Origin of the sequence: Curtobacterium sp. 9128 (genome assembly GCF_900086645.1) — a bacterium.
In the GTDB taxonomy this organism is placed as follows: domain Bacteria; phylum Actinomycetota; class Actinomycetes; order Actinomycetales; family Microbacteriaceae; genus Curtobacterium.
Genome location: NZ_LT576451.1, coordinates 2954316 through 2979108 on the forward strand (window position 1 = coordinate 2954316; position 24793 = coordinate 2979108).

The window sequence follows — 24793 nt, forward strand, 5'->3', positions numbered from 1 at the left end:
TCAGCGAGCCGAGAGTGCGCGGAGCCGTGCGAGCGTCGAGTCCTTGCCGAGGATCTCCATCGACTCGAACAGCGGCGGGCTGATCCGACGACCGGAGACCGCGACACGCAGCGGACCGAACGCCAGGCGCGGCTTCAGGCCGAGACCGTCGATCAGCGCGACGCGGAGCGCACCCTCGATCGCCTCGGTCCGCCAGTCGTCGAGCGGCTCGAGCGCGGCGATGCTCGCGGTGAGGACCTCGGTCGGGTCGCCCTTGAGGCTCGCGAGCGCGTCCTCTTCGACGACCAGGTCGCCGTCCGCGGTGAACAGGAACCCGAGCATCCCCGGGGCCTCGCTGAGCAGCTGCATGCGCTCCTGCACCAACGGCGCCGCGGCCTCGAGCACGTGCTCCTGCTCGGGGGTGGCCGGGTCCGAGAGGTACTCGGTCAGGTACGGCTTCAGGCGGTCCCGGAAGTCCGCCGGCTCGAGCAAGCGGATGTGATCACCGTTGATCGACTCGGCCTTCTTGTGGTCGAACCGGGCCGGGTTCGGGTTCACGTCGGCGACGTCGAACGCCTCGACCATCTCGTCGATCGAGAACACGTCGCGATCGGGACCGATCGACCAACCGAGCAGCGCGAGGTAGTTGATGAGCCCCTCGGGGATCATGCCGTTCGCCCGGTGGTGGAAGAGGTTCGACTCCGGGTCGCGCTTCGAGAGCTTCTTGTTGCCCTCGCCCATCACGTACGGCAGGTGCCCGAAACGCGGGATGAACTCGGCCATCCCGATCTCGAACAGCGCCTCGTAGAGGGCGATCTGTCGCGGCGTCGACGACAGGATGTCCTCGCCGCGGAGCACGTGCGTCACGCCCATGAGCGCGTCGTCGACCGGGTTCGTGAACGTGTACAGCGGCTTGCCGTTCGGACGTACCACCACGAAGTCCGGGAACGTGCCCTGCCTGAACGTGATCTCGCCACGGACCAGGTCGTCGAAGCTCAGATCCCGGTCCGGCACGCGGAGCCGGAGCGCTGGCTCACGGCCCTGATCGCGGAACGCCTGGCGCTCGTCGTCGGTCAGGTCGCGCTCGTGGTTGTCGTAGCCCTGCTTGGGGTCGCGACCGGCCGCGACGTTCCGCGCCTCCATCTCCTCCGGCGTCACGAAGGACTCGTAGAGGTGGCCGGCGTCCTTGAGCTTCGCGATGGCGTCCACGTAGACGTCGGACCGCTCGGACTGCCGGTAGGGGCCGTGCGGTCCCCCCACCTCGACGCCTTCGTCCCAATCGAGCTGCAGCCACCGCAGCGCCTCGATGATCTGCTGGTACGACTCCTCGCTGTCCCGTGCCGCGTCGGTGTCCTCGATGCGGAACACGAGCTTGCCGCCGGTGTGGCGGGCATAGGCCCAGTTGAACAGAGCCGTCCGCACGAGGCCGACGTGGGGCGTCCCCGTCGGCGATGGGCAGAATCGGACGCGGACGTCGGAACCGGTGGCGGTGGTGAATGGCGCAGTCATGACGCCGACGATCCTATCGCGGGCGACCCCGGCGGCGGCGGGCGTGTGGACGGCGTTGGATCGGCGCTGGATCGGTCGTGGAACGCAGAAAACCCCTGACCAGTACTGGTCAGGGGTTCCCTGGTGTTGCAAAAGAAGTCCGGCGGCGTCCTACTCTCCCACAAGGTCCCCCTTGCAGTACCATCGGCGCTGAGAGGCTTAGCTTCCGGGTTCGGAATGTGACCGGGCGTTTCCCTCTCGCTATGACCACCGGAACACTGTCGACCATGATCTGGTCTCAACATGTTCCTTCAAGCCGTTGCTGAAGTATTCAGTTGATTCCCGATCGTCTGTCGGGAACCACAAAGTGGACGCGAGCCCCAACACCGAAGTGTCGGGAAATAGTTGTGTTGTCAAGTCTTCGGCTTATTAGTACCGGTCAGCTCCACGGGTCGTTAGTCCCCGCTTCCACATCCGGCCTATCAACCCAGTAGTCTGCTGGGAGCCTCTCACACTCAAGGTGCATGGAAATCTCATCTCGAAGACGGCTTCCCGCTTAGATGCTTTCAGCGGTTATCCGGTCCGAACGTAGCTAATCAGCGGTGCCCTTGGCAGAACAACTGACACACCAGAGGTTCGTCCATCCCGGTCCTCTCGTACTAGGGATAGATCTTCTCAAATTTCCAACGCGCGCAGCGGATAGGGACCGAACTGTCTCACGACGTTCTAAACCCAGCTCGCGTACCGCTTTAATGGGCGAACAGCCCAACCCTTGGGACCTACTCCAGCCCCAGGATGCGACGAGCCGACATCGAGGTGCCAAACCATGCCGTCGATATGGACTCTTGGGCAAGATCAGCCTGTTATCCCCGAGGTACCTTTTATCCGTTGAGCGACAGCGCTTCCACAAGCCACTGCCGGATCACTAGTCCCGACTTTCGTCCCTGCTCGACCTGTCAGTCTCACAGTCAAGCTCCCTTGTGCACTTACACTCGCCACCTGATTGCCAACCAGGTTGAGGGAACCTTTGGGCGCCTCCGTTACTCTTTGGGAGGCAACCGCCCCAGTTAAACTACCCATCAGGCACTGTCCATGAACCCGATCAGGGTCCTACGTTAGACATCCAAAGTGACCAGAGTGGTATTTCAACAATGACTCCACGAACACTAGCGTGCCCGCTTCACAGTCTCCCACCTATCCTACACAAGCCACTCCGAACACCAATACCAAACTGTAGTAAAGGTCACGGGGTCTTTCCGTCCTGCTGCGCGTAACGAGCATCTTTACTCGTAGTGCAATTTCGCCGAGTTCGCGGTTGAGACAGCTGGGAAGTCGTTACGCCATTCGTGCAGGTCGGAACTTACCCGACAAGGAATTTCGCTACCTTAGGATGGTTATAGTTACCACCGCCGTTTACTGGGGCTTAAATTCAGAGCTTCGGTCGAAACCTAACCCCTCCTCTTAACCTTCCAGCACCGGGCAGGCGTCAGTCCGTATACATCGTCTTGCGACTTCGCACGGACCTGTGTTTTTAGTAAACAGTCGCTTCCCACTGGTCTCTGCGGCCTTCAACGCTCACGGAGTAAATCCGGTCACGTGTCCGGCCCCCCTTCTCCCGAAGTTACGGGGGCATTTTGCCGAGTTCCTTAACCACGATTCTCTCGATCTCCTTGGTATTCTCTACCTGACCACCTGAGTCGGTTTCGGGTACGGGCGGCTGCAACCTCGCGTCGATGCTTTTCTCGGCAGCATAGGATCACTGATTTCCCCTAACGGGTACGCGTCGGATCTCAGGCACACAGACGACGGATTTGCCTATCGTCAGCCCTACATCCTTACACCAGGTTCACCTTACGGATACCATCGCCTGGCTCAGCTACCTTCCTGCGTCACACCTGTTCATACGCTAACCGCACCAGCATGGGGTCGAGCGTTAGACCGCACCGCTTCACCCCGAAGGGATCCGCTGGATACGGGTTAGGACTCTTAGCACCACTGGATTAGCTTGGGCGGTTGTTCGCCGGTACGGGAATATCAACCCGTTGTCCATCGACTACGCCTGTCGGCCTCGCCTTAGGTCCCGACTTACCCAGGGCGGATTAACCTGGCCCTGGAACCCTTGGTCTTTCGGAGGACGGGTTTCTCACCCGTCTTTCGCTACTCATGCCTGCATTCTCACTCGTGTGGCGTCCACGGCTGGATTACTCCGCCGCTTCACTCGCCACACGACGCTCTCCTACCACTCCGCACGACTGAACCACGAAGGCTTGTCTAACATGCGAAATCTACAACTTCGGCGGTGTGCTTGAGCCCCGTTACATTGTCGGCGCGGAATCACTTGACCAGTGAGCTATTACGCACTCTTTCAAGGGTGGCTGCTTCTAAGCCAACCTCCTGGTTGTCTATGCAACTCCACATCCTTTCCCACTTAGCACACGCTTAGGGGCCTTAGTTGGTAGTCTGGGTTGTTTCCCTCTCGACGATGAAGCTTATCCCCCACCGTCTCACTGCTGCGCTCTCACTCACCGGCATTCGGAGTTTGGCTGACGTCAGTAACCTGTTGAGGCCCATCGGCCATCCAGTAGCTCTACCTCCGGCGAGAAACACGCAACGCTGCACCTAAATGCATTTCGGAGAGAACCAGCTATCACGAAGTTTGATTGGCCTTTCACCCCTATCCACAGCTCATCCCCTCCATTTTCAACTGAAGTGGGTTCGGTCCTCCACGACGTCTTACCGTCGCTTCAACCTGGCCATGGATAGATCACTTCGCTTCGGGTCTAGGACATGCGACTGAATCGCCCTATTCAGACTCGCTTTCGCTACGGCTGCCCCACACGGGTTAACCTCGCCACATATCACTAACTCGCAGGCTCATTCTTCAAAAGGCACGCCGTCACCCCTACAAGGAGGCTCCGACGGTTTGTAAGCAAACGGTTTCAGGTACTATTTCACTCCCCTCCCGGGGTACTTTTCACCTTTCCCTCACGGTACTTGTCCGCTATCGGTCATCTGGGAGTATTTAGGCTTATCAGGTGGTCCTGACAGATTCACACGGGATTTCTCGGGCCCCGTGCTACTTGGGATACACATCCGGCCATAACACCATTTCGTCTACGGGGCTGGCACCCACTACGGCCCGGCTTTCAAACCGGTTCGACTATGATGCGCTGTAACCGCCCCAGTCCGGCAGAACTGAGTGACGTGTCCCACAACCCCGACCATGCAACGCCCGCCGGCTATCACACATGATCGGTTTAGCCTCATCCGCTTTCGCTCGCCACTACTCACGGAATCACATGTTGTTTTCTCTTCCTGTGGGTACTGAGATGTTTCACTTCCCCACGTTCCCTCTACCCGCCCTATATATTCAGGCGGGAGTCACCAGGTCGACAAGTCGCCTGGCGGGGTTTCCCCATTCGGAAATCCTCGGCTCACAGCTCGATTATCAGCTCCCCGAGGCTTATCGCAGATTTCTACGTCCTTCTTCGGCTCCAGATGCCAAGGCATCCACCGTTTGCTCTTAGAAACTTGACCACAAAGATTAAAATTGCGATCGACTCGACAACACGACCACCCAGAGGGCAGTCCTTGTTGCGAGCGATCTAAGATGCTCGCGTCCACTGTGTAGTTCTCAACATACGATCGGCACCACACTCCCCCAGCCGTAACAGCTAGCTTCATGTGGCCCATCGAAGAACCGAAACGGATTCCTCCGCCGGCCCAACCCCCACCACCACTCTCGTGGGAGGCGGGAAGCCTGGTCCCTCAGGACCCAACAACGTGCACCAGCCAGCCCGCTCACCCCCGACCCCTTCCAACCCGACCCGAAGGCCTGGCGTACTAAGACCGGAAGCTGCGCTCCCGACTGCACTGTCAATGTTCCACCCATGAGCTACCCGTCGGACACGTTCGGTCCGAATCGGGCGCCTGGACACCGCAAGCGGTGCCAGATGCTCCTTAGAAAGGAGGTGATCCAGCCGCACCTTCCGGTACGGCTACCTTGTTACGACTTAGTCCTAATCACCGATCCCACCTTCGACGGCTCCTTCCACAAGGGTTAGGCCACCGGCTTCGGGTGTTACCGACTTTCATGACTTGACGGGCGGTGTGTACAAGGCCCGGGAACGTATTCACCGCAGCGTTGCTGATCTGCGATTACTAGCGACTCCGACTTCATGAGGTCGAGTTGCAGACCTCAATCCGAACTGAGACCGGCTTTTTGGGATTCGCTCCACCTTACGGTATCGCAGCCCTTTGTACCGGCCATTGTAGCATGCGTGAAGCCCAAGACATAAGGGGCATGATGATTTGACGTCATCCCCACCTTCCTCCGAGTTGACCCCGGCAGTCTCCTATGAGTCCCCGGCATAACCCGCTGGCAACATAGAACGAGGGTTGCGCTCGTTGCGGGACTTAACCCAACATCTCACGACACGAGCTGACGACAACCATGCACCACCTGTACACCGACCACAAGGGGGCGACCATCTCTGGCCGTTTCCGGTGTATGTCAAGCCTTGGTAAGGTTCTTCGCGTTGCATCGAATTAATCCGCATGCTCCGCCGCTTGTGCGGGCCCCCGTCAATTCCTTTGAGTTTTAGCCTTGCGGCCGTACTCCCCAGGCGGGGCGCTTAATGCGTTAGCTACGACACAGAAACCGTGGAAAGGTCCCTACATCTAGCGCCCAACGTTTACGGCATGGACTACCAGGGTATCTAATCCTGTTCGCTCCCCATGCTTTCGCTCCTCAGCGTCAGTTACGGCCCAGAGATCTGCCTTCGCCATCGGTGTTCCTCCTGATATCTGCGCATTCCACCGCTACACCAGGAATTCCAATCTCCCCTACCGCACTCTAGTCTGCCCGTACCCACTGCAAGCCCGAGGTTGAGCCTCGGGATTTCACAGCAGACGCGACAAACCGCCTACGAGCTCTTTACGCCCAATAATTCCGGACAACGCTTGCACCCTACGTATTACCGCGGCTGCTGGCACGTAGTTAGCCGGTGCTTTTTCTGCAGGTACCGTCACTTTCGCTTCTTCCCTACTAAAAGAGGTTTACAACCCGAAGGCCGTCATCCCTCACGCGGCGTTGCTGCATCAGGCTTTCGCCCATTGTGCAATATTCCCCACTGCTGCCTCCCGTAGGAGTCTGGGCCGTGTCTCAGTCCCAGTGTGGCCGGTCACCCTCTCAGGCCGGCTACCCGTCGTCGCCTTGGTGAGCCATTACCTCACCAACAAGCTGATAGGCCGCGAGTCCATCCCCAACCAAAAAATCTTTCCACCACCAGACCATGCGGCCGGCGATCATATCCAGTATTAGACGTCGTTTCCAACGCTTATCCCAGAGTCAGGGGCAGGTTACTCACGTGTTACTCACCCGTTCGCCACTAATCCACCCAGCAAGCTGGGCATCATCGTTCGACTTGCATGTGTTAAGCACGCCGCCAGCGTTCGTCCTGAGCCAGGATCAAACTCTCCGTAAAAAAATTACAACCAACACCGAAGTGCCAGCGAGTTGATCTTGACTGTTGACTGTCTACTGACAATCTTCAATCCAAAAGGAATTGTCTCCGACTCGACCAGCAAAACCGGCCGAGCACGGGGTCAATAAATTGGCATTGACAATGTGCACGCTGTTGAGTTCTCAAGGACCAGACGCGCCGAGCTTCTTCTCCCCGGAGGGAATGCCCGCTCGGGCAACTTCGGTACTGTACCACTACTTCAGTGGCGGTCTTTCGACCGGCTTCATTGGAGTGGGTGGTCCCGCTTGAGGTCGGCTCGGCTGGACTGCATCACCGGGGCTTTCGCTCCGGGTGACCGTCTCGGCTTCTCCGCCGCACCTTTGGGGTGACGAGTAAGAACTCTACGCACGATCCGCGGATCGGGCAAACCGGGGCTGCACGACGGCGTGTCGCCCGGAACGACGGGGAACAGGTGTCGTCGAACGACGAAGGGCCCCACATCCGGGTGGATGTGGGGCCCTCGGTCTGGTCGTCACTTGCGGGCGATGACCGGGTTCTTCAACGTGCCGATGCCGGAGATCGTCACCTCGACGACCTCGCCGTCGCGGATCTCCCCCACGCCGGCGGGGGTCCCGGTGAGGATGACGTCCCCGGGCAGGAGCGTCCAGATCGACGACACGAACTCGATGAGCGACGGGATGTCGTGCACCATCTCGCTCGTCGACGCCACCTGGCGCAGGTCGCCGTCGACGCGGGTCTCGAGACGGATGTCCGACGGGTCGATCTCGGTCTCGATCACCGGGCCGAGCGGGCAGAACGTGTCGAACCCCTTCGCCCGGGTCCACTGGCCGTCACGGGCCTGGAGGTCACGGGCGGTCACGTCGTTCGCGATCGTGTACCCGAGGATGACACTCGCGAAGTCCTCGCGCGTGACGTTCTTCGCGAGCGAACCGATCACGATGGCGAGTTCGCCCTCGTGATCGACGCGGCCGACGCCCTCCGGCAGACGGATGGGATCGTCCGGGCCGATGACCGAGGTGTTCGGCTTGAGGAACACCACGGGGTCGTCACCCGACACGTCGTCCATCTCGTCGGCGTGCTCGGCGTAGTTGAGTCCGACGCCGATGACCTTGGAGCGCGGGATCACCGGTGCGAGGAGCTTCGCTTCCGACAGGGGCACCCGCTCCCCCGTGGTCTCGAAGCCCTGGTACATCGGGTCTCCCGCGAGCACCACCAGAGCGCGCTCGTCGAGGATGCCGTACCGGGGGTCTTCACCCTTGCTGCTGAACCGTGCGATCTTCACCGTTCGACCCTACCGACGCCGAGCCCGGGATCAGGACGCGTCGGTCAGCTTGGTCATCCACCCGTGCGGGTCGGGACGACGGCCGGACTGGATGTCGGTGAGCTCTTCTCGGAGGGACATAGTCAGTTCGCCAGCACCGACCGTGGGCGATCCGATCGTGAAGCCGTCGCCGCGGAGTTCGGCGATCGGGGTCACCACGGCGGCGGTACCGCACGCGAAGGCCTCGGTGATGGAGCCGTCCGCGACGCCGTCATGCCACTCGTCGAGGGTCACCCGACGCCGCTCGACCCGCAGGCCGCGGTCTTCCGCGAGCTGCAGGATCGAGTCGCGCGTGATCCCTTCGAGGATGGAGTCCGAGTCGGGCGTCACGAGCGTGCCGTCCGCCTTCACGAGCACGACGTTCATGCCGCCGAGCTCTTCGAGGTACTTGCCCTCTTCGGAGTCGAGGAACATCACCTGCTGGCAGCCGTGCTCGTACGCCTCTTGCTGGGGCAGCAGCGAGGCGGCGTAGTTGCCGCCGGTCTTGGCCGCACCGGTGCCACCCCGACCCGCACGGGCGTAGTTCGACGACAGCCAGATGGACACCGGCTTCGGCCCGGACGTGAAGTAGGCCCCGGCCGGGCTCGCGATGCAGTGGTAGGACACCGCCTGGGCCGCACGGACCCCGAGGAACGACTCCGTGGCGATCATGAACGGCCGCAGGTACAGGCTCGTCTCCGGGGCACTCGGCACCCAATCGACGTCGGTCCTGACCAGTTGCCGGATCGACTCGACGAACACCTCGACCGGCAGCTCCGGCAGCGCGAGTCGGCGCGCGGAGCGCTGGAACCGCTCGGCGTTCGCTTCCGGTCGGAACGTCCACACCGAGCCGTCGGCGTGGCGGTACGCCTTCAGGCCCTCGAAGATCTCCTGCGCGTAGTGCAGCACGCTGGCGCTGGGGTCGAGCGAGAGCGGCCCGTACGGGTGGATCGAGGCGTCGTGCCAGCCGGCGTCGAGCGTCCACTCGACGGTCGCCATGTGGTCGGTGAAGTGCTTGCCGAACCCCGGGTCCGCCAGGATCGTCTCGCGCTCCGCCTCGGCACGGCGCTCAGCGGACGGGGTGGTGGAGAACTCGAGTCCGAAGACTGTCTCGGTGCTCATCGGTGTGGCTCCCTTTCAGGCGGTGGTGGTGCGCGCTGTGGCCGCGGCGGCGATGGCGTCGCCGATCTCGGCCGTGCGACGCTGCGTGGTGCCCCGGTCAGCCAGGTCCGCTTCCACCGCCCGTGTCACCGCCGTCGCCAGGTCACCCCGACCGATGTGGTCGAGGAGGAGTGCGACGGAGAGGATGGCGGCCGTGGGATCGGCCTTCTGCTGGCCCGCGATGTCCGGCGCGGATCCGTGCACCGGCTCGAACATGCTGGGGAAGGTGCCGTCCGGGTTGATGTTGCCCGAGGCCGCCAGACCGATGCCGCCGCTGATCGCGCCGGCCAGGTCGGTGATGATGTCGCCGAAGAGGTTGTCGGTGACGATGACGTCGAACCTAGCAGGCTCCCGCACCATGTGGATGGTGACGGCGTCGACGTGCTGGTAGTCCACGGTGACGTCCGGGTACTCCGCCCCGACCGCGGCCACCGTGCGCTGCCAGAGCGCCCCGGCGTTCACGAGCACGTTGCTCTTGTGCACGAGCGTCAGGTGCTTGCGGGGACGACGGTCCGCCAGGTCGAACGCGTACCGCACGGTGCGCTCGACGCCGTACGCCGTGTTCACCGAGACCTCGGTCGCGATCTCGTGCGGCGTGCCGACGCGGATCGCTCCCCCGTTGCCGACGTAGGGCCCCTCGGTCCCTTCCCGCACGACGACGAAGTCGACGTCCCCCGGGGAGGCCAGCGGTGTGACGACGGAGTCGTAGACCTTCGTCGGACGCAGGTTGACGTAGTGGTCGAAGGCGAACCGCAGCTTCAGCAGCAGCCCACGCTCGATGATGCCGCCGGCCAGGCGGGGATCACGGGGATCCCCGCCGACCGCGCCGAGCAGGATCGCATCGTGCGCCGCGACAGCAGCCATGTCCTCGTCCGTCAGGATGTCGCCGGTCTCGAGGAACCGGGTGGCTCCGAGCGAGAACGGGGTCTCCTCGATGACGAGGTCGTCCGGTGTGACGGCGTGCAGGACCTTGAGGGCCTCGTCCACGACCTCTGGTCCGATGCCGTCACCACGGATGACGGCGAGCTTGAGCGTCTGCGTCATGAGTGCTCCCCTAGAGCGTGATGTCGATCTCGCGGAGCGAGGAGGCGTCGATCGTCGAACGGACGTGCTCGAGGATGTCCGCCGGCACGGGCGAGTCGACGGTCAGGACGCTGAGCGCCTGACCACCGGCCGAGTGCCGCGCGATCTGCATGGCGGCGATGTTGATGCCCGCCTCGCCGAACTCCTTGCCGTAGACCGCGACGATGCCGGGCCGGTCGGTGTAGTCCATGACCACGTGGTGCTTGTCGAGTGCGACCTCGACGTCGTAGCCGTTGATCTCCACGAGCTTCTCGACCTGCTTCGGGCCGGTGAGCGTGCCGGAGACGCTGATCGCCGGGCCTTCGGACTGGGCGCCACGGATCGTCAGCACGTTGCGGTACTCCGGGCTGTCCGAGTCGGTGATGAGCCGCACGCTGACCCCGCGCTGCTCCGCGATGAGCGGGGCGTTGACGTAGGACACCTGGTCGCTCACGACGTCGGTGAAGACGCCCTTGAGTGCCGCCAGCTTGAGGACGCTGACGTCGAACTCGGCGAGCTCGCCGTGGACCTCGACGTCGATGCTGGTCACCGGCGAGGTGGCGAGGGCCGTGAAGACCTGGCCGAGCTTCTCGACGAGCGGGATGCCAGGGCGCACGTACGGGTCGATGACGCCGCCGGCGACGTTCACCGCGTCGGGGACGAGCTCCCCGCCGAGCGCGAGCCGCACCGACTTGGCGACCGAGACGCCCGCTTTCTCCTGTGCTTCGTCGGTGGACGCTCCGAGGTGCGGCGTGACGACGACGTTCGGCAGCGAGACGAGCGGCGAGTCCGTCGGGGGCTCCGACACGAAGACGTCGAGCCCGGCACCGGCTATCTGGTTCGACGTGAGCGCACGGTGCAGCGCGTCTTCGTCGATGAGGCCACCGCGGGCGACGTTCACCACGAAGGCCGTCGGCTTCATGATGGCGAACTGGTCATCCGAGATCATGCCGAGGGTCTCCGGCGTCTTCGGCATGTGGATCGTGACGAAGTCGGCGCGCCGCAGCAGGTCGTCGAGGGAGACGAGCTCCACCCCGAGCTGCTGCGCACGGGCGGTGGTGACGTAGGGGTCGTACGCGATGACCGAGACGCCGAAGGCCTGCAGGCGCTGGGTGATGAGCGCGCCGATGCGGCCGAGGCCGATGATGCCGACGGTCTTCTCGTAGAGCTCGACGCCGGTGTACGCGGAACGCTTCCACGCGCCGGCCGCGAGCGACGCGTGCGCCGCCGGGATGTGCCGCGCGAGCGACAGGATGTGCCCGACCGTCAGCTCGGCCGCCGAGATGATGTTCGACGTCGGGGCGTTGACGACCATCACGCCGGCCGTGGTGGCCGCCTTGATGTCGACGTTGTCGAGGCCGACACCCGCACGGGCGACGACCTTGAGGTTCGGGGCTGCGGCGATCGCTTCGGCGTCGACCTTGGTGGCGGAGCGCACCAGGATGGCGTGCGCGTCGGCGAGGGAGGCCAGGAGTGCGGATCGGTCGGTGCCGTCCACGTTCCGGATCTCGAAGTCGGGCCCGAGGGCGTCGACTGTGGCGGGCGAGAGTTCTTCGGCGATCAGGACGACCGGCTTCGGCACAGCTGCTGTTTCCTCACACGAGACGGGCGGTATCCCACCATCGTATCGACGCGAGCAGGCCGTTACGACCGCGGCAGCAGCCCTGTGGAGAACCACAAGACGGGATGGAGGCCCGTGGCGGCGTCGCCACGGGCCTCCAGTCCGGTGTCAGGAACCGATGCGGAGCGTCGAGGACACGTACTGCAGGAGCGTGAACCAGAGCGCGGAGACCGCGCAGAGCGCGGCGACGAAGACGACGACCGTGCGGACCAGGTCCATCCGGCGCGACACCAGCCAGGCGGCGACGAAGGCGGCCGGCGCGATCAGCACGTCGAGGACGAGCGCCACCCACGGCGTCGACGTCTCGAGGCCGGTGCCGCCGTTCTTCCGGACGAACTCGTTGAAGTCCGACACGGACTTCGAGACGCCGACGAGGTTGCCGACGGCCTGCCAGGTGACGTACGCCAGGCACACGGCCGCGACCCCCCAGACGACCGCCTTGCCGACGGTGACCGTGCGCGGCCGCTCGGAGACGGCGGCGCTCACCCGAAGCTCCTGGTCATGATGAACGGCCACGGGATCAGGACGACCGCCCCGATGAGGAGCCAGACGAACTTGGTGCGGTTCCTGCTCCCCTGCCCGAGCCAGAGCGTGGCGGCGAACCAGAATGCGGGAGCCATGATCGCGAGGACACGCATCACCTCGGACACGATGCCCGCGACACCGGAGCCCGTGACGGTGAGGAGACTCGCGCTGACGAGCCACGCCACCGTGTAGAGCAGGTAGATGCCACCGAACACGCCCATGCCGACGAGTGCGCTCGAACCGAGCGGTTCCTCGGGGTCGTGCTCGCGGCGTGCCTTGACGCGGACCGGGTTGTGCGCGGCGTCGACGTGGGTGGCGTCGTCCGCGTCGCCCCACTGCAGGGCTGCGTCGTCGTCGTGGTCGAGCGCGCCGTCCGGCGGGGACGCCGCGGCGTCGTCGTGTGCGGGAGGTGCCGGGGTCATGCCCACGATTCTACGAGAGACGCGGCGACCTCGGGACCGGACGCCCGGCTGACGACGCCGGTCAGGCGTCGGCGGCCTGGGACTCGAGCACCTCGGCGACGACGTCCCGGACGGACGGGAACAGCGGGTGGCTCTCCATGAGACCGGTGAGGATCTCGGTGAGCGCGTGTGCCGTGGCCCCCGACCGGAGCAACGCGTGCAGCTCGATCGACTCGGGGTCGTTCTCGTCGTCGAACTCGAGCGCGACGCGGACAGCGCCGAGCAGGTGCTCCACGGGGAGTCCGCGCTCGGCGAGCTGCGCTGCCGGCCCGACGAAGCGTTCGCGGCGCCCGAGCTTGCGGAGCGGGTTCCGACCGACGCGGACGGTGGTGTCCGGCAGGTGGGGGTTCGCGATCCGGGAGAGGTTCGCGGCCACGTAGTGCGCGTGTTCCTCGGGGTCGAAGCCGTGCTTCGCGATGAGGAGCGCCGTGGTCTCCGCGAGGACGCCGTCGACCTCGGCCTTCACGGCGGTGTCCTCGAGCGCTTCGCGGATGAGCCGGATCCCGCGGACGTAGCCGTGGTAGGCAGCCGTCGCGTGGGCCGTGTTCACCGTGTAGAGCTTGCGCTCGACGAACGGCTGGAGGTCGTCGACCCAGGTCACGCCCTCGATCTCCGGGGGCTCGGCGTCCGAGCTCGCGAAGGGGGTGCGCTCGATGACCCACTCGTAGAACGGCTCGAGCACGACGTCGAGTCCGCCCGACTGCCCGAGCACACCGGACTGGTCGGGGACGATGCGGTCGATCGCGCAGTTCGCGAAGACGGCGGCGATGTCGCGGTCTTCGAGGATCGGGGCGCGACGGATGCTGGCGTGCAGGGAGTCCGTCGCGTTGAAGGCGTTCTCGCAGGCGACGATGGTGACGTCACCGCGCTCGAGCGGCCGCGCCGCGAGCCCTTCGGCGATGACCGGCGCGACGAGCGGCAGCGTGCGGGCACCGACGGCCGTGGTGACGACGTCCGCCTCGGCGATCGCCCGGACGACGGCGTCGCGGTCGGTCTTGCTGCTGAGCGCACGGAACCCGTAGACGAGGTGCTCGACCGGCATCTCGCCGACCTCGTGCACCACGAAGCGACCGGCTTCGTTGAGGGCATGGACGACCCGCTCGTCGACGTCGACGAAGGTCAGCTCGTAACCGCTGGCCACGAGGAACTGGCCCACGAATCCGCGCCCGATCTTGCCGGCGCCGATGTGGACCGCTCGCTTCGTCACCGCCATCCGTCGATCATCCCATGCCGATCGGTACGGTTCTGCCACGGTGCGGGCGCCACGGACGACGCATGTCGCGCAACGCGCTGCGCGTCGCCTGAGGGACGCCGGTCGACGGCGTCGGAGGTGTTGGAGTGCTGCTGCATAACGTTCGGGTCACATCGAGAGGCGGCGGTGCACGGGTGCACACCGCCGCCTCGTCGTCGAGTGGTCTGGGGAAGACTACCGCGCTGCGGAACCGTCGACGTAGTCGGAGTCCGACTGCTTCCACGCGAACAGCTTGCGCAGCTCGCGACCGGTCGCCTCGATCGGGTGGCCCTCGCCCTTCTCGCGGAGCGCCTTGAACTCCGGGGCGCCGGCGTCCTGGTCGTCGATGAAGCGCTTGGCGAAGGTGCCGTCCTGGATGTCGGCGAGCACCGCCTTCATGTTCTCCTTGACCTCGGGCGAGATCACGCGGGGGCCGGAGACGTAGTCACCGAACTCGGCGGTGTCGGAGATCGACCAGCGCTGCTTGGTGAGGCCGCCCTCCCAGATGAGGTCGACGATGAGCTTGAGCTCGTGGAGCACCTCGAAGTAGGCGATCTGCGGCTGGTAGCCCGCCTCGACGAGGGTCTCGAAGCCGTACTGGATGAGCTGCGACGTGCCACCGCAGAGGACGGCCTGCTCACCGAACAGGTCGGTCTCGGTCTCCTCGGTGAAGGTGGTCTTGATGCCGCCGGAGCGGAGGCCACCGATCGCCTTGGAGTAGGACCACGCGAGGTCCCAGGCGGAGCCGGACGCGTCGACCTCGACGGCGACGATCACGGGGACGCCACGGCCGGCCTCGTACTCGCGGCGCACGGTGTGGCCGGGGCCCTTCGGTGCGACGAGCGACACGTCCACGCCCTCCGGCGCCTCGATGTAGCCGTAGCGGATGTTGAAGCCGTGGCCGAAGACGAGGGTCGCGCCCTGCTTGAGGTTCGGCTCGATGTCGTCCTTGTAGACGATGCGCTGGACCTGGTCCGGCGCGAGGATCACGACGACGTCGGCCCACTTGGTGACCTCGGCAGGGGTGAGGACCTCGAAGCCCGCCTCTTCGGCCTTCTGGCGGCTCTTCGAGCCCTCCTGCAGACCGATCTTCACCTCGACGCCGGAGTCGCGGAGGTTGAGGGCGTGGGCGTGGCCCTGCGATCCGTAGCCGATGACCGCGACCTTCTTGCCCTGGATGAGGGTCAGGTCGGCGTCGGCGTCGTACACGATGTCAGTCACGGTGCGTGATCTCCTTGGTTGTGGTTCGTTCGGGGCCGGGTGGCGCTCAGCGCACCCGGTCGGTGATGCTCTTCGGTCCGCGGCCCATGCCGAGGAGGCCCGCTCGGGCGAGCTCCTTGATGCCGTAGGGCTCGAGCACGCGGAGGATCGCCTGGATCTTGCCGGGGTCACCGGTCACCTCGACGATGAGCGAGTCGTTCGCGACGTCGACGACCTGGGCGCGGAACAGGTTCACTGCTTCGAGCACGGCCGAGCGCGTCTGGTTGTCGACACGGACCTTCACGAGCATGTGCTCGCGCTGGACCGACTGCGAGAAGTCGAGTTCGACGATCTTGATGACGTTGACGAGCTTGTTGAGCTGCTTGGTCACCTGTTCGAGCGGCAGGTCCTCGACGTCGACGACGACCGTGATGCGGGACAGGCCAGCGACCTCGGTGTTGCCCACGGCGAGGGACTCGATGTTGAAGCCGCGGCGGGCGAAGAGCCCGGCGACGCGGGTCAGCAGACCCGGCTTGTCCTCGACCAGGAGGGACAGGACGTGGCTCATGCGGTCTCCCCCGTCATGTCGGCGTCTTCCTCGTCCCAGGTGGGAGCGAGGGCCTGGGCGTACTCGATGGACGAGTTGCTGACCCCCTGCGGGACCATCGGCCAGACCATCGAGTCACGGCTCACGACGAAGTCGATCACCACGGGCCGGTCGTTCGTCTCGAGGGCGAGCTTGATCGCCGCGTCGACCTCGTCGGCCTTCTCGACCCGGATGCCGAGCGCACCGTAGGCGTCGGCGAGCTTGACGAAGTCCGGCACACGACGCGTCGAGTGACCGGTCTCCAGGTCCGTGAACGAGTGGCGGCCGTCGTAGAACAGCGTCTGCCACTGCCGGACCATGCCGAGCGACGAGTTGTTGATGATCGCGACCTTGATCGGGATGTCGTTGATGACACAGGTCGCGAGTTCCTGGTTCGTCATCTGGAAGCAGCCGTCGCCGTCGATCGCCCAGACCACCCGGTCGGGCTCGGCGACCTTCGCCCCCATGGCAGCGGGGACCGAGTAGCCCATCGTCCCGGCGCCGCCGGAGTTCAGCCACGCGTTCGGGCGCTCGTACTGGATGAACTGCGCCGACCACATCTGGTGCTGGCCGACCCCGGAGGCGTAGATGCCCTCGGGTCCGGTGAGCTCGCCGATGCGCCGGATGATCGCCTGCGGGGCGAGCAGTCCGTCGGTGGGCTCCGCGTACCCGAGCGGGAAGTCGACCTTGAGCTGGCGGAGCTTCGTCCACCAGTCGGCCGTCGATGCGCGGTCCTCGACGGGGATGCCGCCCCACGCGTCGAGCAGGTCGATGAGCACCTCGCGCGCGTCGCCCACGATCGGGACGTCGGCGAAGCGGATCTTCGAGATCTCGGCGGGGTCGATGTCGACGTGCACGACCTTGGCGTCCGGCGCGAACTCGTCGGCCTTGCCGGTCACGCGGTCGTCGAACCGGGCGCCGAGCGCGACGATCAGGTCGCTGTCCTGCAGGCCGAGCACCGCGGGGACGGTGCCGTGCATGCCGGGCATGCCGAGGTGCTGCGGGTGCGAGTCCGGGAAGGCCCCGCGAGCCATCAGCGTCGTGACGACGGGCGCACCCGTGGCCTCGGCGAACGCGAGCAATTCGGCCGTCGCGCGCGAGCGGACGACGCCGCCGCCGACGTAGAGCACCGGACGCTCGGCACCGGCGAGGAGCTGCGCGGCCGCGGTGATCTGCTTGCCGTGCGCCTTGGTGACCGGCCGGTAGCCGGGCAGGTCGATCTTGGGCGGCCAGACGTACGGCGCCGACTTCTGCTGGGCGTCCTTCGTGATGTCCACCAGCACGGGACCCGGGCGTCCGGTCGTCGCGATGAGGTGCGCGGCGGCCAGGGTCGCCGGCACGTCGGCCGGGTCGGTCACGAGGAACGAGTGCTTCGTGATCGGCATGGTGATGCCGACGATGTCCGCTTCCTGGAAGGCGTCGGTGCCCATCAGCGTCGAGAACACCTGGCCGGTGATCGCGATGAACGGCACCGAGTCCATGTAGGCGTCGGCGATCGCGGTGACGAGGTTCGTCGCGCCGGGACCGGACGTCGCGATGGCGACGCCGACCTTGCCGGACGCGGACGCGTAGCCCTCGGCGGCGTGGCCGGCGCCCTGCTCGTGTCGGACCAGGATGTGGCGGATCGTCTTCGACGCCATGAGCTCGTCGTAGAACGGGATGATCGCGCCGCCGGGCAGCCCGAAGACGTCGGTGATCCCGAGGTGCTCGAGTGTCCGGAGGACGGCTCCCGAGCCGGTCAGGACCTCGGGAGTGCGACGCGCTCCGGTGGCCGCGGACAGCGGTGTGGCTTCCGTGGGCATGAAGGGTTCCTTGCCTGGAGAGATGGCGGTGGTGCGGGTGTCGAACGCTAGCCCGTGACCGCGCCCTTGGCGGCGGACTGCACGAGCTTGGCGTACTTCGCGAGGACTCCGCGGGTGTAGCGCGGGGGCAGCGGAGCCCAGCCGTCACGGCGGGCTTCCAGCTCGGCAGGCTCGACCAGTAGGTCGAGCGAGCGAGCCGCGATGTCGACACGGATGCGGTCGCCATCGCGCACGAATGCAACTGGACCTGCGTCCACTGCTTCCGGTGCGATGTGGCCGATGCACAGGCCGGTTGTGCCGCCTGAGAATCGTCCGTCGGTCAAGAGTAGTACATCCTTGCCGAGGCCAGCGCCCTTGATGGCCGCGGTGATGGCGAGCATCTCACGCATGCCGGGGCCGCCCTTGGGGCCCTCGTACCGGATGACGACGACGTCGCCCTTCTGGATCCTGCCCTCGGTGAGGGCGTCCATCGCCGAGCGCTCGCGGTCGAACACGCGCGCCGGCCCTTCGAACACCGATGCGTCGAAGCCCGCGGTCTTCACCACGGCGCCCTCCGGCGCGAAGGAGCCCTGCAGGATCGTCAGGCCACCGGTCTCGTGGATCGGGTTGTCGAGCTTGCGGAACACCTCGCCGTCGAGCTCCGGCGGGTCGATCTCGGCGAGGTTCTCGGCGACGGTCTTGCCCGTCACGGTCATGCAGTCGCCGTGCAGCAGGCCGGCGTCGAGCAGCGCCTTCATGATCACGGGGATGCCGCCGTTGCGGTCGACGTCGACCATGACGTACTTGCCGAAGGGCTTCATGTCCGCCAGGTGCGGGACCTTGGAGCCGATGCGGTTGAAGTCGTCGAGGCTCAGCTCGACCTCGGCCTCGTGCGCGATCGCGAGGAGGTGCAGCACGACGTTGGTCGAGCCCCCGAGTGCCATGGCGACGGCGATGGCGTTCTCGAACGCCTCCTTCGTCAGGATCTGTCGGGCGGTGATGCCGTGCTCGAGCATGTTCACGACGGCCTCGCCGGAGCGGTGCGCGTAGTAGTCGCGGCGGCGGTCGGCGCTGGGCGGCGCGGCGGAGCCGGGGAGCGACATCCCGAGCGCCTCGGCGACCGAGGCCATGGTGTTCGCTGTGTACATGCCGCCACAGGCACCTTCGCCGGGGACGATCGCGCACTCGATCTTCTTGAGCTCTTCTTCGCTCATCGTGCCGGCCTTGCACGCGCCGACGCCCTCGAAGGAGTCGATGATCGTGACTTCCTTCATCGAGCCGTCGGCCTGCTTCACGTAGCCGGGCATGACCGACCCCGCGTAGAGGAAGACGCTCGCGAGGTCGAGCCGCGCGGCGGCCATGAGCATGCCGGGGAGCGACTTGTCGCAGCCGGCGAGCAGGACGGTGCCGTCCAGGCGCTCGGCGTTCACGACGGTCTCGACGCTGTCGGCGATGACCTCACGGGAGACGAGGGAGAAGTGCATCCCCTCGTGGCCCATCGAGATACCGTCCGACACCGAGATGGTGCCGAACTGCAGGGGGTACCCGCCGCCGCCGTGGACGCCTTCCTTGGCGCCCTGGGCGAGCCGGTCGAGGCTCAGGTTGCACGGGGTGATCTCGTTCCAGGACGAGGCGATGCCGATCTGCGGCTTCTCCCAGTCCTCGTCCCCCATCCCGACGGCACGCAGCATCCCACGCGAGGTGGTTGCTTCGATCCCGTCGGTGACGACTCGGCTCCGCGGCTTGACGTCGATATCAGGCATGGAGTGAGTCTAGGACCGATTGGGATACCAGTGGCGCACTTTCATGCGTACGCATCGGCCTGGAGGCTGTGGTCACGTCCTCAGCGCACCGCACGCAGTCTCGCGAGCTGCTTCAGGACGTCGGTCAGGGCCGCCGGATCGGCGACCCGGTGGCCGGCGAGCGTGTCGCCCTCCCCCACCTTCACACCGACGTCGCCGTCGCGGAGCACCCGGAAGGCGTCCTCGTCGGTGACGTCGTCCCCGGCGAAGAACACCGCCTCGGCACCACGGAGCTCGCGGAGCCGGTCGATGGCGTCGCCCTTGGTGACGTGTCGCACAGCGAACTCGAGGATGTCCTTGCCGCCGCGTTCGAGGACGTCGGCGTCGGCCTCGTGCGCCGCCGCACTCGCTGCGGCGTTCGCCTCGGCCGCGACCTCGGCGCTCACCCGGCGCGTGTGCACGCCGTGCCCTGCCGGCTTGTGCTCGATGACGACCCCGGGGAAGCGCTCCCCGACGGCGTCGAGCGCCGCACCGATCCGCACGACGCGGTCGTGCTCCTCGGCGGTCAGTGCCTCTTGGTCGTGGCCGTCGACGCGCCACTCCACGCCGTGCGAGCCGACGAGCGACATGTCCTCCGGCGCCTGCGTGACCCGGGCGAGCGAGTCGAGCGGGCGGCCGGAGACGAGCACCACCTCGGTGTCCTTCGCGCGCTGCAGCGTCAGGACCGCCGCCCAGCTCCCCGGCAGGGCACCGACCTGACCGGGGTCGTCGGCGAATGGCGCCAACGTGCCGTCGAAGTCCAGCGCGACCAGCAGCGTGCTGGACGCCGCCAGGTCCGCGAGGGCCGTGTCGAGCTCCGGAGCCGCCGTCTCGTCGACGTTCGTGGACTGGTCACGCATCACGGGCCTCCCGGGTGTCCTCCGCTGCACGCGCGGTCTGCGCGTCCTGGTCGAAGATCGACATGTTGTCGGTCTGGGCCTCGCGGTGCCGTTCCGCACCGGTCGGGTCGATCCGCGCGTTGCGCGGAGCGTGCCGGTCGAGTGCCTCGAGGAACGAGCGCGACCAGCGGGCGACGTCGTTGTCGCGGACGCGCTTCCGGAGCGCGCGCATCCGCGTCGAGCGCTCGCGCTTCGGCATCTCGATGGCACGCTGGATCGAGTCCTTCAGGGCGCCGATGTCGTGCGGGTTGATGATCACCGCCTGCTTCAGCTCGTCGGCGGCGCCGGCGAACTCGGAGAGGATCAGCACGCCGTCGTTGTCGAAGCGGGTGGCGACGTACTCCTTCGCGACGAGGTTCATGCCGTCCCGGAGCGCGGTCACGAGCATGATGTCCGCGGCCAGGTAGAGCGCCACCATCTCCTCCCGCGGGTAGCCGTGGTGCAGGTACGAGATCGGCTGGTGCGTGATCGTGCCGAGGTCGCCGTTCAGCCGCCCGACGCTCAGTTCGATCTCGTCGCGGAGCATCCGGTACGTGTCGACACGCTCCCGGCTCGGGCTCGCGACCTGCACGAGCGTGGCGTCCTCGACCTTGACCCGGCCGTCCTGGATGAGCTCGCCGAAGGCCTTGATGCGGTGCCGGATGCCCTTGGTGTAGTCGAGCCGGTCGACGCCGAGCAGCACGGTCTTCGGGTTACCCAGCCCCTGCCGGATCTCGCGGGCGCGCTCCTGCACCTCGGGGCGGCGGGCGATCTCCTCGAAGCTCTCGGCGTCGATCGAGATCGGGAAGTGCCGTGCCTCGACGTGGCGGACGGTGACGCCCTTGCGGCTCCGCGGGGCGTTCGGGTCGTCGACGGGGACGTCGATCGTCGAGCCCTTCGTCGTGTAGCCCTTGATGTGCCGCACCGCGCGGAGGAAGTCGCTGGCGTCGTCGTGCCGTTGGAACCCGATCACGTCCGCCCCGAGCAGGCCGTCGAGGATCTGCGCACGCCACGGCAGCTGCGCGTAGATGCCGACCGGTGGGAACGGGATGTGGTTGAAGAAGCCGATCGTCAGGTCCGGGCGGAGCTCGCGGAGGAGCGCCGGGACGAGCTGCAGCTGGTAGTCCTGCACCCAGACGATGCCGTCCTGCTCGACGATCTCGGCGATCTGCTCGGCGAAGCGCTTGTTGACGCCCTTGTAGGAGTTCCACCAGTCGCGGTGGTAGCTCGGGTGCTCGATGACGTCGTGGTAGAGCGGCCAGAGCGTGTCGTTGCTGAAGCCCTCGTAGTACTCCTCGACCTCGCTCGTGCTGAGCGGGACCGGGACGATGTGGATGCCCTCGTTGTCGAAGGGGTCCACCTCGACGTCCGGCTGCCCCACCCAGCCGACCCATGCGCCGTCGTTCGCGCGCATCACCGGCTCGAGCGCCGTCACGAGCCCGCCGGGCGAGTGCCGCCAGCCCTCGTTGCCCTCGTCGTCCACGACGCGGTCGACGGGCAGGCGGTTGGAGGCGACGACGAAGGAGTACTTGGCGGAAGAGCTGTGGGGTGCTGGCACGGGTCCGAAGTTACCAGCGTGCCGACAGCTGATTCCCGGAGGATCCGCGGCTTCCGATATGCTGCATCCCGTGTCGGGGGAACACGGCGTGCCGGAGGGGCTGGTGCGCGGCCGCCCGGCCGGAGAGGACTCCCGCCGTGAGCGACACCCCACCCGTCCCCCCTCGAGAGCCCGACGCACCTCGAGAGTCCGACGCACCTCGAGAGCCCGATGCGCTCGGCCGACTCCTCCGCTCGATCGGCGGTCGGGACTGGCTGGCCGCAGCGATCGCCGGCGCCGGCGCCTGGGTCGCGGCCTACGTCGTCGCGGGGATCTCGCTGCTGCTGACCGTGGCGATCGTCGCCGTCGGGTCCGGGTCGTCCGGAGGCGCGTCGATCGACGGCGGATTCGTGCCCGACTCGGGCACGGCGTCCTCCGCTCCCGACCTGCAGAGCCTGCTGTCCGGCATCAGCGTGCTGCTCGGGGCTCCTGCGCAGCTCGTCGCCCTCGCCGACTTCGGACGACTGCACGTGTCGGGGTCCGTGCCGCTGTTCGGCCTCTCGGGCTCCGCGTCGCTCGGCGTCGCACCGGCGCTCGTGCTCGCGGCGCAGGTCGTCATCGCCGTCGTGCTCACCCGCCGGATTCGCAGCCGCTCGCTGGGCGTGCCGCAGCTCCTCGTCACCTCGGCGGTGACCGGGCTGGTGCTCACCGCGTTCACGACGCTGGCCGGGCTCGTGCTCGCCATCAGGTTCCCGGCGTCGTCCGGGGTGTCGATCAGCGCCGTGCACGCGATCGGCATCGGCAGCATCCTCGGCGCGTTCGTCATCGGCGCGGTGTCCGCGCTCCTGGCCCGCCCGTCCGTGCTCGCACGAGGCCGGGTGCTCGCCGTCCGCACGTTCGGCACCGCTCGCGTCGCCGTCGGGCAGGTCGGGTTCCTGGTCGTGCTCGTCACGGTCGTCCTGGTGGTCGTCGCGCTCGTCGTCCAGCCGTCGTGGGGGTCGGCGCTGCCGCTCGTCGTCGGGAACCTGGCGTCGGCGATCGTGTCGCTCGGGTTCCTCGGCGGTGTCGGGGTGTCCGGCTTCGGCAGCGGCGCACAGACCGCCTCCGCGTTCGGCGGCGCGTCCGGCTGGCTCTGGCTGCTCGTGCTCTTCGTCGCCCTGACCGCCGTCGCCGCCGGCCTCGCACTCGCCGTCCGACGGAACGACCGCGTCAGGACCACCCTCGACTGGGTCGTGTCACCAGCGGTCTGGCTCGTCGTCGGCGTGGTCGTGTTCGTGCTCGGTACCGGGGTGTTCTCGTACTCGGCGACCGGGTCCAGCGTCGTCGGCGGCTCCGGGTCGATGGGCGTCGCGCCGTGGACCCCGGTCGTGTTCGCCGCGTGGGGTGCGGCGATCGAGGTCGTCGCGCGGTACCTGGCTCCGGTGCTCGTCCCCCGCCTGGGATCGCGGATCGTCCTGTTCACGTCGCGCCTGGTCGGCGCGGACCCGCGCCCGGTGACACCCGGCTGGGCAGCGCCGGCGGCCGGCGCGGCGCCGACGGGCGCGGCGCCGACGGGCGCGTCGGGTCCCGCTTCCGCCCAGGCCGCGGGGTGGTCGGGTGTCCCGGCCGCGGGGGACCAGCCGGCCGCCGATGCCTCGCAGCCGTTCGTCGGCGCATCGCACCCGTCCGCCGGCGCGTCGCAGCCGTTCGTCGGGCCGGATGCGGCGAGCGCCGCTGCGCCCATGTCGCCGCGTGCCAAGAAGGTCCTGGTCCGGTCGCTCGTCGCCGGTGGCGCCGTCGTGGTGGTGGTCGTCGCCGGCGCGGTGACCACCGGGATCCTGCGCTCGAACGTGTGGGGCCCTGCGCCGACGGTGCGCAGCTACGTCGACGCGATCGCCCGGGGCGACGCCGCGACCGCCGAGCGGATGAGCGAGGTCCCCGAGGACGCCGCGATGCTCGACGCCGCCGTGCTGAAGAGCGCGAAGAACCGCCCGAGCGACGTCCGTGTGGGGCGGGTCGCGACGAGCGGCGACCGTGCCGTGGCCACCGTGAGCTACACGCAGGGCGGCAAGAACCGCTCCGGTCAGGTGGAGCTCCGTCGGACCGGGACGAGCTGGCTCGTGAAGGACGAGTGGCGTGTCACCGCTCCCCTGGCGGAGTCCGTGTCGATCACCGCCGCGTCCGCGCTCGAGGGCGCCCCGGTCACGGTCGGCGGGAAGCGGGTCGGGACGATCTCGGACGGGACCTTCCGGTCGCTCGCCTACCCGGGCACCTACCGGGTCGAGGTCGGCGGGACGAAGTACTTCACCGGGGGCACGAAGACGCTGTCGATCGGCGGCTCGTCGAGCCCGTACGTCGACTTCACCCCGAAGCCGACGAAGCAGCTCACGACCGACGCGGAGAAGTTCGTCACGGACGAGATCACGGCGTGCGCCGCGAAGACCGACGTCGACGCGCTGAGCGGCTGCCCCTGGTACGGACCGTACGACGCGGACGGTGCGGTCGAGTACGAGGTGAAGACGATGCCGGAGCTCAAGGTGGAGACCTCGGGTTCTGGCAGCATCCAGGTGACGAGCACCTCGGACGGTGTGATCGGGTACGACTACACGTCGTACTTCGGGGACAGCGGACACCAGGAGGACACCTTCGACGTCTACGAGTTCCTGAAGGTCGAGGACGGCAAGCTGGTCTCGGCGTACTGAGCCGGACCTGTACGGACTGCGCGCTCGGCGAGGCT

15 protein-coding genes and 3 rRNA genes are annotated in these 24793 nt (G+C 66.6%); 1 reads left to right on the forward strand and 17 read right to left on the reverse strand.

Going from position 1 to position 24793, the window contains the following annotated elements; genetic code table 11:
• The 17 genes from gltX to otsA form a co-directional block, all read right to left on the reverse strand.
• Positions 1–1488, reverse strand: coding sequence for a glutamate--tRNA ligase (gltX, locus tag QK288_RS14115; protein WP_281264918.1), 1488 nt, complete (start codon positions 1486–1488; stop codon positions 1–3).
• A gap of 137 nt (positions 1489–1625) precedes the next feature.
• Positions 1626–1742, reverse strand: a 5S ribosomal RNA gene (gene rrf / locus QK288_RS14120).
• Between the two features lie 134 nt (positions 1743–1876).
• Positions 1877–5004: ribosomal RNA gene (locus tag QK288_RS14125) — 23S ribosomal RNA — on the reverse strand.
• A 427-nt stretch (positions 5005–5431) separates the two neighbouring features.
• Positions 5432–6953: ribosomal RNA gene (locus QK288_RS14130) — 16S ribosomal RNA — on the reverse strand.
• Together the 16S, 23S and 5S rRNA genes form the textbook arrangement of a ribosomal RNA operon.
• A 511-nt stretch (positions 6954–7464) precedes the next feature.
• Positions 7465–8235, reverse strand: coding sequence for a fumarylacetoacetate hydrolase family protein (locus tag QK288_RS14135; RefSeq protein ID WP_281264919.1), 771 nt, complete (start codon positions 8233–8235; stop codon positions 7465–7467).
• A 30-nt stretch (positions 8236–8265) separates the two neighbouring features.
• Positions 8266–9375, reverse strand: coding sequence for a branched-chain amino acid aminotransferase (locus tag QK288_RS14140; protein WP_281264920.1), 1110 nt, complete (start codon positions 9373–9375; stop codon positions 8266–8268).
• A 15-nt stretch (positions 9376–9390) separates the two neighbouring features.
• Positions 9391–10458: a 3-isopropylmalate dehydrogenase gene (locus QK288_RS14145; protein WP_281264921.1), complete on the reverse strand. Its 1068-nt coding sequence runs from the start codon at positions 10456–10458 to the stop codon at positions 9391–9393.
• Between the two features lie 10 nt (positions 10459–10468).
• Positions 10469–12058 carry a phosphoglycerate dehydrogenase gene (gene serA / locus QK288_RS14150; RefSeq protein WP_281264922.1) on the reverse strand — a complete coding sequence of 530 codons (1590 nt, stop codon included), beginning with the start codon at positions 12056–12058 and terminating at the stop codon, positions 10469–10471.
• A 147-nt stretch (positions 12059–12205) separates the two neighbouring features.
• A complete protein-coding gene (locus QK288_RS14155) occupies positions 12206–12583 on the reverse strand; it encodes a hypothetical protein (protein ID WP_281264923.1) in 378 nt (125 codons plus the stop codon).
• Positions 12580–13044 (reverse strand): hypothetical protein, encoded by a 465-nt coding sequence (locus tag QK288_RS14160; protein ID WP_281264924.1) that lies wholly within the window; start codon positions 13042–13044, stop codon positions 12580–12582. The genes QK288_RS14155 and QK288_RS14160 overlap by 4 nt, the downstream gene beginning before the upstream one ends.
• Before the next feature lie 61 nt (positions 13045–13105).
• Positions 13106–14296: a mannitol-1-phosphate 5-dehydrogenase gene (locus QK288_RS14165; protein ID WP_281264925.1), complete on the reverse strand. Its 1191-nt coding sequence runs from the start codon at positions 14294–14296 to the stop codon at positions 13106–13108.
• A 213-nt stretch (positions 14297–14509) separates the two neighbouring features.
• On the reverse strand, positions 14510–15535 hold the full coding sequence (gene ilvC / locus QK288_RS14170) for a ketol-acid reductoisomerase (RefSeq protein ID WP_281264926.1): 1026 nt from the start codon (positions 15533–15535) through the stop codon (positions 14510–14512).
• Positions 15536–15581: 46 nt separating this feature from the next.
• On the reverse strand, positions 15582–16082 hold the full coding sequence (gene ilvN / locus QK288_RS14175; protein ID WP_144763790.1) for an acetolactate synthase small subunit: 501 nt from the start codon (positions 16080–16082) through the stop codon (positions 15582–15584).
• Positions 16079–17902, reverse strand: a complete 1824-nt coding sequence (locus QK288_RS14180) for an acetolactate synthase large subunit (RefSeq protein WP_281264927.1) — start codon at positions 17900–17902, stop codon at positions 16079–16081. Before QK288_RS14180 ends, ilvN begins: the two co-directional genes overlap by 4 nt.
• Before the next feature lie 47 nt (positions 17903–17949).
• Positions 17950–19644, reverse strand: coding sequence for a dihydroxy-acid dehydratase (gene ilvD, locus QK288_RS14185; protein ID WP_281264928.1), 1695 nt, complete (start codon positions 19642–19644; stop codon positions 17950–17952).
• Between the two features lie 80 nt (positions 19645–19724).
• Complete coding sequence (gene otsB / locus QK288_RS14190) at positions 19725–20522, reverse strand: trehalose-phosphatase (protein ID WP_281264929.1); 798 nt, start codon at positions 20520–20522, stop codon at positions 19725–19727.
• Entirely contained in the window at positions 20515–22098 is a 1584-nt protein-coding gene (gene otsA / locus QK288_RS14195) for an alpha,alpha-trehalose-phosphate synthase (UDP-forming) (RefSeq protein WP_281264930.1), read from the reverse strand. Before otsA ends, otsB begins: the two co-directional genes overlap by 8 nt.
• A 137-nt stretch (positions 22099–22235) precedes the next feature.
• Between otsA and QK288_RS14200 the strand changes: the two genes are divergently transcribed.
• Positions 22236–24758, forward strand: coding sequence for a hypothetical protein (locus QK288_RS14200; protein ID WP_281264931.1), 2523 nt, complete (start codon positions 22236–22238; stop codon positions 24756–24758).
• Positions 24759–24793 lie beyond the last annotated feature (35 nt).

What these genes read in the sequence shown, in the direction of transcription:
- QK288_RS14140 (WP_281264920.1), bottom strand. Translation starts at nt 9,375, where the DNA reads ATGAGCACCGAGACAGTCTTCGGACTCGAGTTCTCCACCACCCCGTCC.
- QK288_RS14145 (WP_281264921.1), bottom strand. Translation starts at nt 10,458, where the DNA reads ATGACGCAGACGCTCAAGCTCGCCGTCATCCGTGGTGACGGCATCGGA.
- QK288_RS14160 (WP_281264924.1), bottom strand. Translation starts at nt 13,044, where the DNA reads ATGACCCCGGCACCTCCCGCACACGACGACGCCGCGGCGTCCCCGCCG.
- gltX (WP_281264918.1), bottom strand. Translation starts at nt 1,488, where the DNA reads ATGACTGCGCCATTCACCACCGCCACCGGTTCCGACGTCCGCGTCCGA.
- QK288_RS14165 (WP_281264925.1), bottom strand. Translation starts at nt 14,296, where the DNA reads ATGGCGGTGACGAAGCGAGCGGTCCACATCGGCGCCGGCAAGATCGGG.
- ilvN (WP_144763790.1), bottom strand. Translation starts at nt 16,082, where the DNA reads ATGAGCCACGTCCTGTCCCTCCTGGTCGAGGACAAGCCGGGTCTGCTG.
- QK288_RS14180 (WP_281264927.1), bottom strand. Translation starts at nt 17,902, where the DNA reads ATGCCCACGGAAGCCACACCGCTGTCCGCGGCCACCGGAGCGCGTCGC.
- otsB (WP_281264929.1), bottom strand. Translation starts at nt 20,522, where the DNA reads ATGCGTGACCAGTCCACGAACGTCGACGAGACGGCGGCTCCGGAGCTC.
- ilvD (WP_281264928.1), bottom strand. Translation starts at nt 19,644, where the DNA reads ATGCCTGATATCGACGTCAAGCCGCGGAGCCGAGTCGTCACCGACGGG.